This is a genomic window from Bartonella grahamii ATCC 700132 (assembly GCF_000518085.1).
Classification (GTDB): domain Bacteria; phylum Pseudomonadota; class Alphaproteobacteria; order Rhizobiales; family Rhizobiaceae; genus Bartonella; species Bartonella grahamii.
This window is the reverse complement of record NZ_JACX01000011.1, coordinates 25,966-42,445: the sequence shown is the minus strand read 5'-3', so window position 1 is coordinate 42,445 and position 16,480 is coordinate 25,966. Positions and strand designations below refer to the sequence as shown.

The 16,480-nt window shown below is 37.3% G+C and carries 11 protein-coding genes, 1 tRNA gene and 1 pseudogene; 9 read left to right on the top strand and 4 right to left on the bottom strand.

Annotation, left to right across the window (positions count from 1 at the left end):
- Positions 1-215 precede the first annotated feature (215 nt).
- The 3 genes and pseudogenes from fumC (at position 216) to U736_RS0105460 (ending at position 3,939) form a co-directional block, all read left to right on the top strand.
- Complete coding sequence (fumC, locus tag U736_RS0105470) at positions 216-1,604, top strand: class II fumarate hydratase (protein ID WP_015856905.1); 1,389 nt, start codon at positions 216-218, stop codon at positions 1,602-1,604.
- A gap of 582 nt (positions 1,605-2,186) precedes the next feature.
- A pseudogene (locus U736_RS12195) lies at positions 2,187-2,406 on the top strand (lyase family protein); the annotation flags it as partial.
- A 642-nt stretch (positions 2,407-3,048) separates the two neighbouring features.
- Entirely contained in the window at positions 3,049-3,939 is an 891-nt protein-coding gene (locus tag U736_RS0105460) for an outer membrane protein (protein ID WP_015856906.1), read from the top strand.
- A 1,378-nt stretch (positions 3,940-5,317) separates the two neighbouring features.
- Here U736_RS0105460 and U736_RS0105445 read toward each other — a convergent pair.
- Positions 5,318-5,402, bottom strand: a tRNA-Leu gene (locus U736_RS0105445).
- Between the two features lie 221 nt (positions 5,403-5,623).
- On the opposite strand from U736_RS0105445, the gene U736_RS0105440 reads away from it, so the two are divergent.
- The 4 genes from U736_RS0105440 to U736_RS0105415 all read left to right on the top strand — a co-directional run bounded on the left by U736_RS0105440 (position 5,624) and on the right by U736_RS0105415 (position 9,250).
- On the top strand, positions 5,624-6,229 hold the full coding sequence (locus U736_RS0105440; protein WP_015856907.1) for a YqaA family protein: 606 nt from the start codon (positions 5,624-5,626) through the stop codon (positions 6,227-6,229).
- A gap of 12 nt (positions 6,230-6,241) precedes the next feature.
- Positions 6,242-6,814 (top strand): disulfide bond formation protein B, encoded by a 573-nt coding sequence (locus U736_RS0105435; protein WP_015856908.1) that lies wholly within the window; start codon positions 6,242-6,244, stop codon positions 6,812-6,814.
- A gap of 281 nt (positions 6,815-7,095) precedes the next feature.
- A complete protein-coding gene (locus U736_RS0105430) occupies positions 7,096-7,620 on the top strand; it encodes a type II toxin-antitoxin system PemK/MazF family toxin (RefSeq protein WP_015856909.1) in 525 nt (174 codons plus the stop codon).
- A gap of 1,261 nt (positions 7,621-8,881) precedes the next feature.
- Entirely contained in the window at positions 8,882-9,250 is a 369-nt protein-coding gene (locus tag U736_RS0105415; protein WP_015856910.1) for a hypothetical protein, read from the top strand.
- A gap of 781 nt (positions 9,251-10,031) precedes the next feature.
- Here the strand turns inward: U736_RS0105415 and U736_RS12595 are convergent.
- Positions 10,032-10,682: a hypothetical protein gene (locus U736_RS12595; RefSeq protein WP_015856911.1), complete on the bottom strand. Its 651-nt coding sequence runs from the start codon at positions 10,680-10,682 to the stop codon at positions 10,032-10,034.
- Between the two features lie 1,068 nt (positions 10,683-11,750).
- Here U736_RS12595 and U736_RS0105405 point away from each other — a divergent pair.
- Both U736_RS0105405 and dut read left to right on the top strand, forming a co-directional pair.
- A complete protein-coding gene (locus tag U736_RS0105405; RefSeq protein ID WP_015856912.1) occupies positions 11,751-12,560 on the top strand; it encodes a VIT1/CCC1 transporter family protein in 810 nt (269 codons plus the stop codon).
- A gap of 245 nt (positions 12,561-12,805) precedes the next feature.
- Positions 12,806-13,336 carry a dUTP diphosphatase gene (gene dut, locus U736_RS0105400; RefSeq protein WP_026500404.1) on the top strand — a complete coding sequence of 177 codons (531 nt, stop codon included), beginning with the start codon at positions 12,806-12,808 and terminating at the stop codon, positions 13,334-13,336.
- An 824-nt stretch (positions 13,337-14,160) separates the two neighbouring features.
- Here dut and U736_RS0105395 read toward each other — a convergent pair.
- Complete coding sequence (locus U736_RS0105395) at positions 14,161-14,742, bottom strand: biopolymer transporter ExbD (protein WP_015856914.1); 582 nt, start codon at positions 14,740-14,742, stop codon at positions 14,161-14,163.
- On the bottom strand, positions 14,739-15,623 hold the full coding sequence (locus tag U736_RS0105390; RefSeq protein ID WP_015856915.1) for a MotA/TolQ/ExbB proton channel family protein: 885 nt from the start codon (positions 15,621-15,623) through the stop codon (positions 14,739-14,741). The genes U736_RS0105395 and U736_RS0105390 overlap by 4 nt, the downstream gene beginning before the upstream one ends.
- Positions 15,624-16,480 lie beyond the last annotated feature (857 nt).

Below are 16,480 nucleotides of genomic sequence, written 5' to 3'. Positions count from 1 at the left end.
TTAAAACTGAACATAATTGCATTAATCTTAAAAGTTCTTGCTAGCACTCATAGCTTGAGAGTGCTAGTATGAGTTAGATATAAAATCTGCATCTCTTAATGTCAAGAATAGCCATAAAATAATTTCTCTAAATGAAGCTTCAAAGTCTTGCCTCTCATTGCACTTTCGCGTTATTTAGCTTTTTTAAGAACCCGTGAACAAAAAAGGATCTTATCATGGTTGAAACACGTCAGGAAACGGATAGCTTTGGAACGATTGCGGTACGTCAAGATCGTTATTGGGGAGCACAAACTGAACGTTCACTGCATAATTTTAATATTGGTAGTGAAAAGCAGCCTCTTGCCATCATCTATGCCTTAGTCCTTGTCAAAAAAGCTGCAGCTGTTGTAAATATGGACAAAGGAAAACTACCAGAAAATATTGGAAAAGCAATTATTGCCGCCGCCGATGAAGTGCTTGCCGGCGATTTTGATACGCATTTCCCACTCTCCGTCTGGCAAACAGGCTCTGGCACACAAAGCAATATGAATGTCAATGAAGTCATTGCTAATCGTGCCAGTAAGATTTTGGGAGGAAAACTTGGCAGCAAAAAACCAGTTCATCCCAATGACCATGTCAATATGAGTCAATCATCGAACGATTCCTTTCCCACAGCGCTTCACATTGCCACCACGTTGCAAACACGCCAACACTTACTGCCAATCCTTGAAGCTCTTATTGGTACACTAAAACAAAAAGAGCAAGAATTTGCAGACATCATTAAAATCGGCCGCACCCATACCCAAGATGCAACGCCTTTAACTTTAGGGCAAGAATTTTCAGGCTATCGTGCTGCATTAGAAGCCAATCTTCAGCGCATTGAAAATGCTCTAACCGATGTCCACATGCTTGCTCAAGGTGGCACGGCTGTTGGCACAGGACTAAATGCGCCAAAAGGTTTTGACATTGCTTTTGCGCAAACAGTGAGCGCTTTCACAGGAATAACATTCCAAACTGCCAGCAATAAATTTGAAGCACTCGCCCATCATGGAGCCCTTGCGCATTTCCACGGAAGCTTGAATGCTCTTGCTGCTGATCTGTTTAAAATTGCTAATGACATTCGGTTTTTAGGCTCAGGACCACGTTCCGGTTTAGGGGAACTCAGTCTTCCCGAAAATGAACCCGGATCTTCCATCATGCCAGGCAAAGTTAATCCCACGCAATGTGAAGCCTTAACCATGGTCGCATGCCAAGTTTTTGGCAATCACACCAGTGTAACATTTGCCGCAAGCCAAGGACATTTTGAACTCAACGTTTATAAACCTGTTATTGGCTATAACGTTTTACAATCAATTACCCTTCTTGGTGATTGCATGCGCTCTTTTGATGAACATTGCATTCAAGGATTACGAGCCAATCGCATTCATATTCACTCGCTCATGGAGCGCTCACTCATGTTAGTCACAGCTCTTGCACCAGAAATTGGCTATGAAAAAGCTGCTGAAATTGCCAAAGCAGCGCATAAAAATGATACAACTTTGCGCGCAGAAGCAATAAAAGCTGGCGTTTCTGGAGCTGATTATGACCGGCTGGTTGATCCCAAAAAGATGATTTCTCCCCAATAAACAACTCACTAAAAAAAGGATGCAAACGTCTTAAAACAAATCTTTCTGTCAAAAGATCGGGGTGTAAGAACCCCGATGATGACCGATAACGATTACCCACGGCGTTCATTTTAGACTCTGGTCCACATTTCTACTCCGGTCTCAATGAGATAATGTATTTATCTATAATGATAATCTAGCATTATCCATATTGAATGAGAATCCTAAATACCGTAGGATTTTCCCGTTTTAAATCTGTCCTATGTTGAATCAATCAAAATCACTCACTTGCACATCACAAGCGAGGTAAATGTTTGGCGAGGTAAATGTTTGGCGAGATGAATGTGTGAATAGAAATTGTATAAGATTAAGACAGGACTAAAAACGCCTCTAATGAACCGCCTCAAGTGCCAAGGACTGTCACAACACCCACGAGCTGGCAAATATAATGATGGTACTGGCTTGCTCCTTTATGAAACGTAAAGATGGGGGTGCTCAATGGATTTATCGTTATACCATTCACGAGATACCTTCATGAAATGGGTTTGGAATCATTAAGAGATGTCTCCTTTATAAAGCGTAAAGATAGAAGTGTCCAACAGAGGAACAGCTGTTGGAAAAAAACTCAATGCACCAAAAAGTTTTTCTCTTTGCTGAAACAAACAGCTCTCTGACGAGGATATCCTTGACAGCTCGCAAGAAATTTGAGGCATTTACCCATCATAGCGCCCTCACCCATTTCCACAAAAACCTGAATGCACGCGCTAATCTGTTTAAAATTGCCAACGACATTCATTTTTTAGGCTCTCATCCACGTTCCGGCTCTAAGCGAACGGAAAGCAGAATTTAACGTTTGACATGGTGCGTGAGAAACCTCATAAAACTTTAAATTCTCGCACTTTTCTCCTTCTTATTCTTCGTATTCTATTCAATCAATCAAAACTATTCGCTTGGATTGTCATAAGCAAAAGTGGCATATAGATAAAAAAAGAAATAAAGAAATAAAGTCGCTCACCCTCTCAAATGCTCAAAAGGCTATCGCAATACAAAGCTACGCAATATCAGAAACGAGCAAAGAATGTGATAATGCCAATATGTATTTTTTACGATCAATTGAATATTAAGCACAATGATATCAATCATTATAGACAATATATTTAACAATGAACAACAAAGGGTGTTTTTAATATATATAAAACAATGGTTCTTTAAACAAATCAAAAGCTTATTTACTATACTATAATCTTTTCTAAAACACAGAGAACACTGAAGCAATATATAAAAATCCTGAAAAATTAAGAAAAACGCGGGATAATAGCACGAAAACAAGTTTTGAAAACGCTTTAATATGGTTAATTATAGATTTTATGCGCATTTTAGTTTTCATAATGATATTAACTATAGATTTTTTTAACCAATTTATATATAATACGATTTGTATCTGAAATAAATTGGGGACGTTTTTATGAAAACAAAATGTTTAATTGCACTATCTATTTTCACTTTCATTACCACTTCAACAGCGCAAGCAGCAGATACGGTAATCTTTGAGCAATCAAAACCGAAGGTTTCATTGCAAAATGATTCATCGTCACGTATCACACCGGTTACTGTTTCTGCACCTTTTTCTTGGTCTGGTTTTTATTTTGGAGGACAAATTGGATATTTTTCCAGTAAAAATACTCTAGATTACGCACAAGAAGCCAGGGATGGAAAATGGGCTTGGGTTGATAGAAATTTATCACCGAAACCGTCAGGATTGAGAGCAGGTTTGTATGCAGGTTCTAATATTGATCTGGGAGATGACCTTGTTTTCGGTTTTGATACGGACATAGTCTGGTCTGGGAGGAAAAGCACCCAAACAGACAATGGAAAGAAAATTCTAAATGAATTAGACTCTATTAACATTGCCTTTAAAGAAGCTGGGATTCCTATCATAAAACCTGCAGCTCAGGATGAAACGATACCCAACTATGGTGACATTGTTGTCAGCAGTGTAACATTGAAAGAAAAATGGTCTGGTGCTGCGCGTGCGCGTATTGGTTTTGCTTCCCATCGTCTTATGCCTTATATTGCAGGGGGTATAGCCTATACACAAATGCAATATATCATGTCACTTTTATCAAAATCACAAGAAGATTCGACAGTTTTTGCTTCTGGCAATGTGTTAGATAAAACAAAAACACTGTTTGGTTACACTGTTGGTGGTGGTTTTGATCTTGCAATGACAGATAATATCATCATGCGTACAGAATATCGTTATTCAGATTTCTTTAAAAAGAAATTTGCAAACGATGATCTTAAAATCTCTTCTCAAACACATGATGTTCGCTTTGGTATCGCTTATAAATTCTAAGTTTTGTAAAAAAAAAATCGAACTCTTAAAAAAACCCTGTTAAAAACGGGGTTTTTTTATGCCCCTTTCCCTCCTAAAAAGACGCGGATTCTAAAAACCAAGACTAAACTGTAAACAAATCGTCACGAAACAATAAAGCCTCTCCCTCTTTTAAAGCAAGCTCCTATCCTCTCCCCCTTTCATGTAATACATTTAGAATATAAAAGCTTTACCATCATACCACTGGCTACCATCGTAAAATACGCCATCGTAAAATAAATGAGAGCAGTTATTAAGAGATGTTTCTTTAAAAGAACTATGGATATTGTGCATCAATTGCAGTTTTATAGGATGATGTTGACTTGGCCTCCCCACTCTCAAAGGATAAAGATTCTAAAAACCCATTTCTAAAATCATATCCGTTTGTAAGAACACAACGAATCTTGGGGGCTCTTGGGACAGGCTCCTCTTGGCACCTCCCCATGGAATGCCCTTAAACCTAAAGTAAAACAAACAAACTTAAAAATATCCAACACACACTGAAAAAAATTACTGTAACGTTTCAAGGAAGTTTACAGACCCTATATGACCACACTTCAAATGAGAGTGTTTTACAGCTATTGTATGCCAGAGTGGAGAGAGGATATTGCGGTTCTCTGTTTATGGAATTTCTGTAACGGGGAAACAGTTTCATTTGGGGAGAATATGAAATTGTCAAGGCAAAAACCAATTTCCAACCTTACTATTTCCTTTTACTTCCCTGTTACGACTTTCAAAGCCTCTACAGCTCTGTCTTTTAAAGAAAGGAGTTTACGCATTGCCTCATGCTTGTGTTTCTCACGGGACTTTTTTGGATCACGCCCCTCATGTCATACGACAGCGCTCCAAACCAAACACACTCAAATCCCAAACACACTCAAATCCCAAACACACTCAAATCCAAGACACTTGGGTTGGCAATTCACATGCGTGTTTTCAAGAAACATCTCTCAAAACCCTGACGCCCATTTTGCAACAACGCCCACAAGAATATAAAATCTATAGAGCATCATCTTTACACTTCATAAAAGTGCAAGATAAAAGTGCAAGCTGGCACCATCCATCATATACTCCTACCCCCCAATGATACCCTTGAAACGGTTTATTGAGAGGCATTTTTATTCATTTTTTGTAAAATTTCATTCCACAATAGCGCATCTAGCTTGCAATGTACAAAAGACATGATTTCGGTTAATTTACTATAAACAGACTTAAAATAAACAAACTTAAAATGAAAGAATCCTATGGTATTCGAGGTTTTTCATTCAACATGCAAAACAGTGAAGACTATCTATAAATCCCACATGTTTTATAAATTAACATGATAGCCATAACAGGATAAAGGAAAATCTCTATGAGATGGTGCGGGTGGTCGGACTCGAACCGACACTCCTCTCGGAACCAGATTTTGAGTCTGGCGCGTCTACCAGTTCCACCACACCCGCACATTGCTACAAAAGACAGGACTTAAAATACAGACTTGTCGATTATTCCTTTGCACTATATGAAGAAGCACAGATTCGTCAACAGCAGACTTCTCATTTTTTAAGAATTCATATCATTTTCTTATCTGTTTTATGAAATATTTTCTTTATTGGATTTCTCTACCGGATTTATAACAATCTCATTTGTAAAGTCTTTACCTCTTAAATTTATAGAAAGCCTCATGATATTAAACAAATTAAAGCTTTGGACGATTTCTTTGGCAAATCGGCGTACAGCACCACACTGGCTTGGTTTCATTGCCTTTATTGAAAGTTCTGTTTTTCCAATTCCCATAGATGTTTTATATATTCCGATGCTGCTTATCCATCAAAAGCGAGTTTATCGCTATGCTTTGATTGCGACTATCTGTTCTGTATTAGGAGGCATTGCCGGTTGGTTTATCGGACATTTTGCCTATGATACTCTTGCCAAACCCATTTTAGAAATTTATGGTAAGGTTGAAAGTTTTGAATCTCTGAAAAATAGTGCAACCCTGCAATTTCTAGTCATTTTACTGATAACATCAGGTTTTTTTCATCTTCCCCCCATCAAGATTGTCACAATTTTGGCCGGTGTAATGAGTGTACGTCTTGAACTTTTCATTCTTATTTGTATTTTTTCTAGAGGCGCTCGTTTTTATCTTCTCGCGTGGCTGATTAAACATTTTGGGCAAAAAGCAATGAATTTTCTAGTACAGAATTTCAAATGGATTATTCTCATTGGTTGTGTTAGTCTCGTTTTAATTTATGGGATTTTCATAGCTTTTTTAAACAAAAAGCTTTTATAAGGAACAGACTTAATGGCGTGCGTTTTGTCTTCTCACCCACTTTTATACAAGCACCTTCATCTTGAACCCAGCAGAAAAGAACAAAGTTTATGGGCTTTTTTTCTTGCTTTTTGCTTGTCCGCTACAATAGGTCTTGCCCTTGGTTTTGAATATTTTGGAGGGTATCTTCCTTGCGATTTGTGTCTCATAGAGCGTTTTCCCTATTATGGTGCCATACCCTTTTTGCTCTTAGCAGGTTTTGGGGCATGTTTTTTTCGCATGTCTGCTTGGATACAACTTTTATTTTTGTGTGTTTTTGTCTTAATGTGTATAAGCCTTGTTTTAGCCATTTATCATGCAGGTGTTGAATACGGCTTTTGGGCAGCCCCCCTCAGTTGTGGTTTAAGCGCAGTGAGAAAAACCTCAGACATTAACCAGCTTCTTAACCAGTTAAACAACATTCATCCCCCTTCTTGTTCTGAAGCATCCGCACGCTTTCTTTTTCTTTCATTTGCCGGCTGGAATGTCGTTGCTAGTCTATTTTACATGCTTATCAGTTTTTATGTTGCCTCAAAAGGACTCCTTTCAAGCAATAAAAAACTCTAACCATAAAATAGAAACGAAACCGCGTGCACTCGTTCTCTCCAATCGCTTCCCCCTAACCAAGAACCCTCCAAGTCACCAATCACCACCCAAAACCACCCACCGCCACCCCCCTATCACCAATATCCCTCCTCTAGCGTTGTACTCAAAAGACAAAAATAAGCAGATATATCCATTTTATGGTTTCACTTCTCTGTACTTATGAGCAACATTTTGATAAAAACCCATGATAGAAAAGCCGTAAAATAATAAGTGAGGGGACCGATAAATATAAATGGTCTGCTATGGCTGAAGATAAGAACACAGCGCCTCCTACCCTATCACCTATTTCCTTAGATATAACCAAACTTGAAGAACCATGTGTTATGATGGAACATGATTATAATGCATGGCGCGAGCATATAAAAGAAAGAGATTTAAATGCTCCTTACCAAAAACCACCTCATATAAAACCACGAATCAAATCGGCACCACGCATCAGACAAGTTTTTTGGTGCGATTTTCCTCATGATTCGATACTCCCTGAATTTTGGAAAAAGCGGCCTGTTTTAGTGCTTTCTAAGAATGCAAAACTCTATGGAAATGTGACAGTTTTGCCTTTTTCGACGAAATCACAACCCAATAATCCAGCCGCCTACCCACTTCGATCTCCTATAGAAAATAAAAAAGCATGGATTATCTGCAATTATGTCACAACAGTTTCTGTAAGTCGTTTAAGTTGCTCACGTACTGTTCCAAGATTATCTGAAGAAGAATTTCATAAAGTCATAGCTCTTATGCTCAAACATTTACCGCGTTTACACCATTGACTTTTAAAAAAAATAAGCGTATATATGTCAGCATACACGGCATCAGTAATGGTGGCCGCTTCCCCGAAAGGGGAGATAGGAACGAAGGAGTGGGAAACCGCTCCTTTCGTCATTTTTGGTATCTTTTTTGAGAACTTTTTAGCCATTTTTTGCAACCTTCCCTAGAACATATCCAACATTCATTCTCCACCGTTGTTGTTTTGAAATATCTGCGATTTGGGGTAAGCAGAAGTCACTATCCGTACTATTGATCTGGTAAAGTTTCCCACGGAGATTACCGTGATGTTGTACATATTTATCATTTCATTGCACAAAAAACCGTGCTGCCATTGCTTAAACTTTATATGATTTGCCGCAATAGGAATATCTTTCCGAGATTGAAAAAATTTTTTCATAATTTGGCATAACAAACAATCCCTTGTTCTTCGCGCTATTGAAGTGTTCAATCGCTCAATTTACCAAAAGATATTCGACCTCACAACTTGTTTATTTACGTCCCTCAATACGAATGAAGCGGATGAAAAAGCCAGCACTTTTGAAAAGAAAAATAAATAGCATTATTTAATGATTCAAACGCTTTAAGACTACACAGAATACTCCATTCATCTTTGAACGCATCAATTTCTGCTAATAATGCTTATGTAATCTGAATAATATTAGCTTACTTACCATATGATAACCGATTGATAACTATAACGCTGAACACAGAACTTACATCACCACACCGCAAAATAGTGTTTTTACAAGATAACATAAAACGATTACTTCACACCGAAATATATCTTAAAAATTACATCAATATTTCATAGCATTTTTATAAAATGCTATGAAATTTGAAAAGTTCATACAGAACATATGTCATTTACACCACAATAAAACTACATTTTGCTTATTAAAAAACATTTTGTTTATTTAAAATATCTCCGTTAATAATATAGAATTGCGTTTACGAATTACCAAAAAAGATTATAAAATAAATATAATAAAAACAATAATATAATTTAAATTTATTTCTAAATTAACAAAAAAATTACAGCTTATAATTTAAGTAAAAAACCAAAATGAAAAGTTTACAGAATCAATAAACTATTGAAATTACATAAAATATAATATAAAATGTGCAATTAAACACTCTGTATTAACAACACATTAAACACATAATAAAATTATACATCACGGGATGCCACGGTGCTTTTTTTGTTTTGTTTAGAGAGTGTAATGAAAAAAAATTGTTTAAATCTTTTAAATTGGGATCATTATAATGAAAATATTTCAAAAAATCGCGTTATATATTGTTACAATAGCCTTTTTCTTTTCACAGATTTTGGAAGCTAATGCTTATTATTTGAATAGCCATTCTCAAGGTTCTAGTTTTGCTTCTACAGTGTCAAAAGAAAATAAAGTTGTTAAAGCTATTGATATGGTTATGGATCATATTTCAACACAAAGCACTGAACAAGATGTTAAAAAAGGTGTTGTAAAGGTAGGAGTTATGATGGGACTTGCACCAGCACTTTGGGGTCTTATTGCGTATTTTTCATGGTTGTTTTCTAAAAAGCGGGATCCTTATCGTATACCGGGTGAAAGAACATTCAATGCTTTTGCGGACAGTGCGTGGATGCTCGTTTAAACAACGTTTCACTTAAATACAGTTTAAACAGGAAGCTTATTTAATACTTAATAACATAAACTGTAATTCAGATTACAGTTTATGTTTTTTTATATTCAATTAATACTGTTAACTTTTTCCCACTCTACATGATAAATAAATTTTGATCAGCTATATTCATAACAATGCAATGCGATAAATTGAACACTGTTTGATATGATAATATCTCTCTCTCATTTATGCACTCCTATCCTTAAACCTGCGCCTGCAATCACAGCACAAAAGATAATTCGTTACACGCTAAAAAATCCACCTAAATGCAAAAGCTGTAACAACGCTCAACTTCGACTATTTGAATAACAGCGATCATTCAAACTTTAACCAACATGATAATACGCCTATTCTAAACGATTTATGTACCACCTCATCCGCAACACATTGCCAAATATCCGTACATTTCCCCGAAAAATTTTCACACTTTTACGCATAGTAAAAAAAAGATTAACTGTAATCATGTTGCACTCCTTAAATTGATAACGGATTTTAAAAATGCCCAAAAAAATCAAACAAAAATAGAGAGGTAAGTTACGAAAACTACAGGGTAAATTTTACTGCCCCAAAATGTCTATTTTCCCCCGCCTGAACAGTCAGAGGAACACTATAAAAATTATTTTCATTGAAAAACAATTACTTATAATCTAGGGAAGAAAAGTAAAAATCTCCCCCAGAAAAAGAGATTACCTTCAAAATTATCAAAAAAAACAGCACAATTTTAGTGATCTTTTTATTTTTTTTCTTTTGATCAAAGAGAGCTGGCAGGTGTCTTAGGCGCCCCTCCGGTAGGTTCCCAATTCGCAACAGCCGCTAATTCCTCAATAACATCCTTTTTTAACTTACCATTTTTCTTATTGTGTAAATCATATTGATCAGCATTCTGTTGCAACCATTTTGCAAGCGTTCCTTTAACAGTTTTACCACCCTCAACCTCACTCACCGCTTCCCATGCCGCAACAATAGCAGCAAGCTTTGGAGCGTAACGTGGATGCGTTGGATCTTGAAACGCATATTTTTGGTCCTTAGTCTCAGCAGAATCATCCTCAGGGAAAAAAAATGGAGGGTACAGACCACGCGATGAAAGCCATTCTTTTAAATCATCAACGCGAACATATGAGGAATCTGCATCTATAAAATCCGAAAAATTATAGTACGACCATTCTATCTCTAATCGATTGCTTTTTCCCGCTTGAACGATAGCATGATAGGCTGCACGGAAATTAGCAGTTTTCTCTGATGATACGGAAAGGTTATCTTCGTAAATATCACTTTTTTCTGGTTCTAATTTGTTGACAAACAAATACTTTCCTGGATTTAATCCAACTATTAAAAGCGCTGCCTGCAGTATTGTTAGTTTTTCAGAAAGCCGCCAAAATTTCAAACCATCACTATTTTCCATATATGCTCCCTTTTTTATCTGTACAATTTCGCTCTTTTTTAAAAACATCAAAAACGTTTGTTAACGCGTAGAGATTATGCACTTCTCACATTTCAACTCATCCCATACTTTAAATAAAAACACAGCACCCACACCCATCCTTGTGATACACAAGAAAATGATTTGAATTGTTTCAATATAAGAAGTTTTGAAGTGAGAGAATCCTACTGAATTTTGGGCTTTCATGCAAGATATCAGGCAAGTTACAAGGCGGTAAATGCCCCTTCATAAAGCATAAATTTTCATGCGTGATCAAACAATTTGATATGATAATATCTCTCTCATTTATGCACTCCCACCCTTAAACCTGCCCCTGCAATCACAGCACAAAAGATAATTCGTTACACGCTAAAAAATCCACCTAAATGTAAAAGCTGTAACAACGCTAAAATGCGCGTAAATATCATAAGAATACTGTCTTACACCTCCACACGTGGGATCAAGTGGCGTAAAACTGTACAATAAAATGCCATGCCTATAATAAACCGTGCTAAAGACTGTCGCAACACTGGGAGCTAAGGTGTATGATGATGCCGGCTTGCTCTTTTATGAAGCGTAAAGATTAAGAAGACTCAATGGAGTTTATATTATTTCATGGAAATTTTGTCGCTCTACCCTTCTATACTCTTCACAGGGTCCCCTCGCGAAATGGGCTTTTGTCCCTTGAAAAAGGTCTCTTTTAAAGAATCATCTCAAATTCCAAGAGCTGTTACAGTCTTTTGAACGCATCAAATGAATGATGGTGCTAGCTTATTCCTTTCCCTACATTCTCTAGCACAATACATTGAAACACTCCATTCAAACGTCCCTGTAGCAAAATAAAGCATATTTTCTCTTAAATTTTTCACGCAATCATTTCTTTCATGTGACCATTATTCTTGATAAATCTCCTTTGCTTTCTTGACTTCCCAGCACTCTTTATTTCTCAGTGCAACCTTTTTGTAATTTGTCAGTTTTTAACTTTTAGATTGACTTTCGGTTTATTTTTCTTATGTTTTAGAATTATTCTAAAGTGCAGAGGAACAGAAAATGTTAAGATCGTTTTTTTCATTTGTACAACGTAAAGCTCTGTTCTTTCGTTCAGCACAAAAAATGATGCTTCAAGCGCTCAAAGTAAAAGAGCAACATGCAGCGCTCTATTTAAAATATGCAAAAGCTCTAGAACCTTATTCCTCTAAGGAAGCGGCAATTTTTACCGCCATGGGGCTTCAAGAGCTTAAAAATTATAAGGAACTTTTGTGCCTTACTTGCCATAATCGTGCAAACACTATCGGTTCATTATGTGACCGAACTTCTCTTGTAAAAAGCAAGAGCAGCCATCCCTCTAAAAAAACAACAGTGGCCAATAACACCGTAAAAAAACCTTCGAAAACGCAAAGACAAACACTTTTAACTTGGATTCAACCAGGTCTTGCAGGATTAATGGATGGCTCTGTCTCGACCCTTGCCCCCATTTTTGCAGCAGCTTTTGCCACAGGAGACACGCATCAAACTTTTTTGATAGGGCTCTCAGCTTCAATTGGTGCAGGACTTTCGATGGGTTTCACAGAAGCAGCCCACGATGACGGTAAATTATCAGGGCGTGGTTCACCATTAAAAAGAGGTCTTGCCAGCGGCATTATGACAACATTAGGGGGATTGGGCCATACTCTTCCCTATTTGATCAACTCTTTTTATGTAGCGACCGTTATTGCTTTTATCATTGTTTTTTTCGAACTAGGCGCAATCGTCTGGATCCAAAACAAATTCATGTCAACTCCCTTTTGGCGTGCCTCTTTACAGGTCATCATTGGTGGTGCTTTAGTTTTTGCCACGGGTATTCTTATTGGTAGTATCTAAAAAATCTTATCTGTAACCATAATTTAGATCTCAAATAAGCGTATGTCCTTAGGTATAAGCCATCATTGATGATGTCATTATTGAAAAATACCATTAATGATGTCAGATGGCGTTTTGGAATATTCTAGATCAGCAAGCTCTGGGGACAACCTGTATTAACAAACCTTTATCGACTTGGTTTTATGGATATCTTTTGTTAAAGTACCATTTCTTTCTAGACCTCATATTTTGGAAATACCTTTATCATGTCGCACTCTGAAACCAACGCCCCTCTAAACAATCACCCTGTCTCTTCTCAATCTTCACATGCCCTGACTTTATTTGTTCAGCGTCTTGCACACGGACAAGGTTTAGAACTTCCTCACTACGCAACGGCTGGTTCTGCGGGTCTTGATCTACGTGCAGCAATTGGAGAAGAAGAAACGCTTGTTCTTGCCCCTGGGCAGCGGGCACTTATTCCAACAGGTCTCATTTTTCATTTATCACGTGGGCTTGAAGCACAAATACGTCCACGCTCTGGCTTAGCCTTAAAACACGGCATCACATGCCTCAACACTCCAGGAACGATTGATAGTGATTACCGTGGTGAAGTCAAAGTCCTTCTTATCAATTTAGGACAAGAAGACTTTTCTATCCAACGGGGAATGCGCATTGCCCAAACAGTCATCGCTCCCGTATCCCAAGTCAATGTTTGCGCCATTGAACCAGAGCAAAATACCCAAAGCCATAACGAGAGCCGTGGAACAGGAGGTTTTGGTTCAACGGGGCATACTTAAGAAGCTCTGAAAAATCGCTACTCTCAAAATATAACACTCGCAACCACTCTTTCACTGGAAGTCCTTTGGGCTTTTAAAGTGTAGAAGGAGTGCGCATGTGCCTTCAAAGTTTTTTACTAAACGGAACCTCTAAACAATCATCTCTCAATTACGTTTCTTGCGCTATACAAAACTTCGTTATCACCGGACACCCCTCCCCCCATAACAAAAACATTGGCATTAACCATTGAGAGCCCACATACCGCTTGTAATGTCTACAATCTATACATCATATTGATTTATAATAATTAATTATCTTGCAACTTAAATGAGAAATCTCAATACTATAAGATTGTTTCATTGCAAATCTATTTATATTACATCAATCAAAAGTATATCTCTCACGTTCCAAACGTGGCTAGCATGTAGAAAATACCTATAATGAATACTTGTACTAAGTACTGTCACAACATTGGGAGAAAATATAAATACTATAATGGTGCTCGCTTGCTCTTTTGTTAAGCATAAAGATAGTGAGGTTCAATAGATTTTTTATTATTTTACGGGGGGCTTTACCGTCATACCATTTATAAACACCGTCGCAAAAAGGGCTTTAAAATGTATTAAGACACACAACAACCACTCCTGCTGTTTTTCTCGATCACACCTCTTGAGGCAAGATTAGTAGAGCTTAATCTTAAAAAACCGATTCAATATATGAACCCCCTGCGTAATATCAAACCCATGCGTATTTGGTTTAATAAATCCACGACAAAACCCTCATCAATTTCACTCTACGACTTTGAGTCATATGCTTTGCTTCCTGCAACAAAGGCTGTTTTTTATCACTGGTCAGAGGCAGCTTCTGAAATATTAGCATTTACCGCTGTGCCCGTTGTTACGGCATCCACATGCCCCACAACGTTACCACCCGCTCCATCGACAGTAGCGTCCGCTACCCCTGTGGTTTTATTATTGATCACACCTTTTGAGGTAAGATTGGTAGAGTTTTGCAATCCTACAAGACCGATTTTATTATATCCAGCCATGCGTATTTGATTTAATAAATCGATGACAGCACCATAATCAATTTCGCTATCGGCTTTGATTAAAATTTTTGTCTCTAAATTTTGCGTAGTTTCCCTCAACAAAGCTTCTCTCAAAGCTGCTTGTTCTACAAGATGATCACCAATGTAAAGAGAACGATCTTTTTGCAAAGTAACATAAAGAGGTTCATCAGACTGAACCACTGAAGGTATTTGAGTTATAGAAGGAAGCTGAACGGGAATGACAGATGTTGCCAAAGGTGCAGCAACCATAAAAACAATAAGCAACACCAATATAACATCAATAAAAGGGGTCACATTGATTTCGCTTTGCAACCCACTTTCGTCTGTATCCCAATCATTATTCAGGCTTGCTTTCATTTTTTATGACTTTTCTGTTGTCTTTGTTTATCAAGTTCACGGCTCAAGAGCCTTTCAAGAGCCGCAGCGATATCGCCTAAATCATTGCGATAACCATTCAAAGCACGCATAAGGCTATTATACATAACAACGGCGGGGATAGCTACAAAAAGCCCAATAGCTGTTGCGAATAAGGCTTCAGCAATCCCAGGAGCAACCACATCAAGTCGCGTTGTTTGAGACTGAGCAATCCCAATAAAAGAATTCATAATGCCCCAAACAGTCGCAAAAAGACCCACAAAAGGAGCAATTGCGCCAATGGTTGCAAGAACAGTGCTTCCACATGCAACACGGCGTGTAGCAGCCAACAAGCAGCGTGACAAAAGCGAATGAACCCTTTCTTTTAAACCTTCATGAACATCGCGAGCCCTAACATCGCGAACATCGCGGGAAACATCTTCATATTGATTGCTCTCCTCATAAAAGAGAATGTCTTCAATCGTTTGTGCACTTTCCCTTGCACCGGTTCTTTCCCCAGAGCTTTTATTTATCCCTTCAGGAGCAGAAAAATGAACCTGTTGTGTAGAAAGATACACCTCTTTAAGAACTTCTTTGAGAAAAAACACTCCAGCCCCTTTGCTTTCTTTCAAGCTAGCTGCCAAACGCGTAAGAGTCTGAGCATTAAGAACCAATTGAAGTTCATGACGTACTCTTCGTTTTGCCAAAGTGATCTCAATAATTTTCACAAAAGCAATTGTCCAAGACATAAGAGAAGCAAGTAACAAAATAATGATAACGGCTTTCACCACCCAATCAGCAGCCATAAACATAGAAAAAGGAGAAAAATCATGCGCTGTCACTACAGCAGACATATTATCTAAAGGTACTGTTTCAGATTCCATTTCTATCTCACATTCTTATGGTCTTATCTTTATTTATGAGCTGGATCGTCACCCCGCACAGCATCACTGTTCCACAATGCCACTACCCTTTTAACGTCATTTTCGCATTCCTCTTAAGAAAGAAAACTTGATAAATCAAGTATAGTTTTATTCCACAAGCTCTCTCTTATTCTAAAGAAATAACTCAAGAAATTTTTCTCTAACAATTCAACAAGTTGATCTTAGCCAATCAATTTATTACATAAATTTGGCAAAATAATAGACTCGCAAGGAGTATTGCATATAATATTTTAATTTATAAGAATAATTTATCATCGTTTCTGTTGAATGAATCCCTCATATCGCAAAGCTTCTCTCATTTCAGCAGCTCTTTTAAACCCAACAAAATATTTGCTTGCATGGAATAAGCAGCAAAAAGATCATAACACTCTTGAAGAAAAGAATATGCACATCTCTAACAACCAGTGCACTGAAGTACCACCTATCCCAAAATAAAAATATACCTTACATTTAAAAAAAGAACTATCGCAATATCTTAAACTGACCACAAGTATAATGGGAGTGCTCGTTTAGTCCCCAAATACATAGAGAGTAAAGAACAGCAATATTATTTTCTTGTTCTTCTGCAAAAGCATAAAAATGACATTGCTTCTGCCGCAAAAGCGCAACAACCATGTTTTTTATCTGTCACAAACCTAAAAAATAAGCCTTAACACGCTTTTAAAAAACTATTATAAAAACTGCGCCACAAGAAACTGAAGAATGGTGCTAACTTCCTGCAAAAGCATAAGACAATTTTCAACGGATGCAATCCTTTACGGGTATTGCCTATCGTATAGGAAAGATTTATTTTATCA

Excerpts from the sequence above, each read along its gene's own strand:
- U736_RS0105415 (WP_015856910.1), top strand. The coding sequence starts at position 8,882 with ATGAAAATATTTCAAAAAATCGCGTTATATATTGTTACAATAGCCTTT.
- U736_RS0105460 (WP_015856906.1), top strand. The coding sequence starts at position 3,049 with ATGAAAACAAAATGTTTAATTGCACTATCTATTTTCACTTTCATTACC.
- U736_RS0105395 (WP_015856914.1), bottom strand. The coding sequence starts at position 14,742 with ATGAAAGCAAGCCTGAATAATGATTGGGATACAGACGAAAGTGGGTTG.
- U736_RS0105435 (WP_015856908.1), top strand. The coding sequence starts at position 6,242 with ATGGCGTGCGTTTTGTCTTCTCACCCACTTTTATACAAGCACCTTCAT.
- U736_RS12595 (WP_015856911.1), bottom strand. The coding sequence starts at position 10,682 with ATGGAAAATAGTGATGGTTTGAAATTTTGGCGGCTTTCTGAAAAACTA.
- U736_RS0105430 (WP_015856909.1), top strand. The coding sequence starts at position 7,096 with ATGGCTGAAGATAAGAACACAGCGCCTCCTACCCTATCACCTATTTCC.
- dut (WP_026500404.1), top strand. The coding sequence starts at position 12,806 with ATGTCGCACTCTGAAACCAACGCCCCTCTAAACAATCACCCTGTCTCT.
- U736_RS0105390 (WP_015856915.1), bottom strand. The coding sequence starts at position 15,623 with ATGGAATCTGAAACAGTACCTTTAGATAATATGTCTGCTGTAGTGACA.
- fumC (WP_015856905.1), top strand. The coding sequence starts at position 216 with ATGGTTGAAACACGTCAGGAAACGGATAGCTTTGGAACGATTGCGGTA.
- U736_RS0105405 (WP_015856912.1), top strand. The coding sequence starts at position 11,751 with ATGTTAAGATCGTTTTTTTCATTTGTACAACGTAAAGCTCTGTTCTTT.
- U736_RS0105440 (WP_015856907.1), top strand. The coding sequence starts at position 5,624 with ATGATATTAAACAAATTAAAGCTTTGGACGATTTCTTTGGCAAATCGG.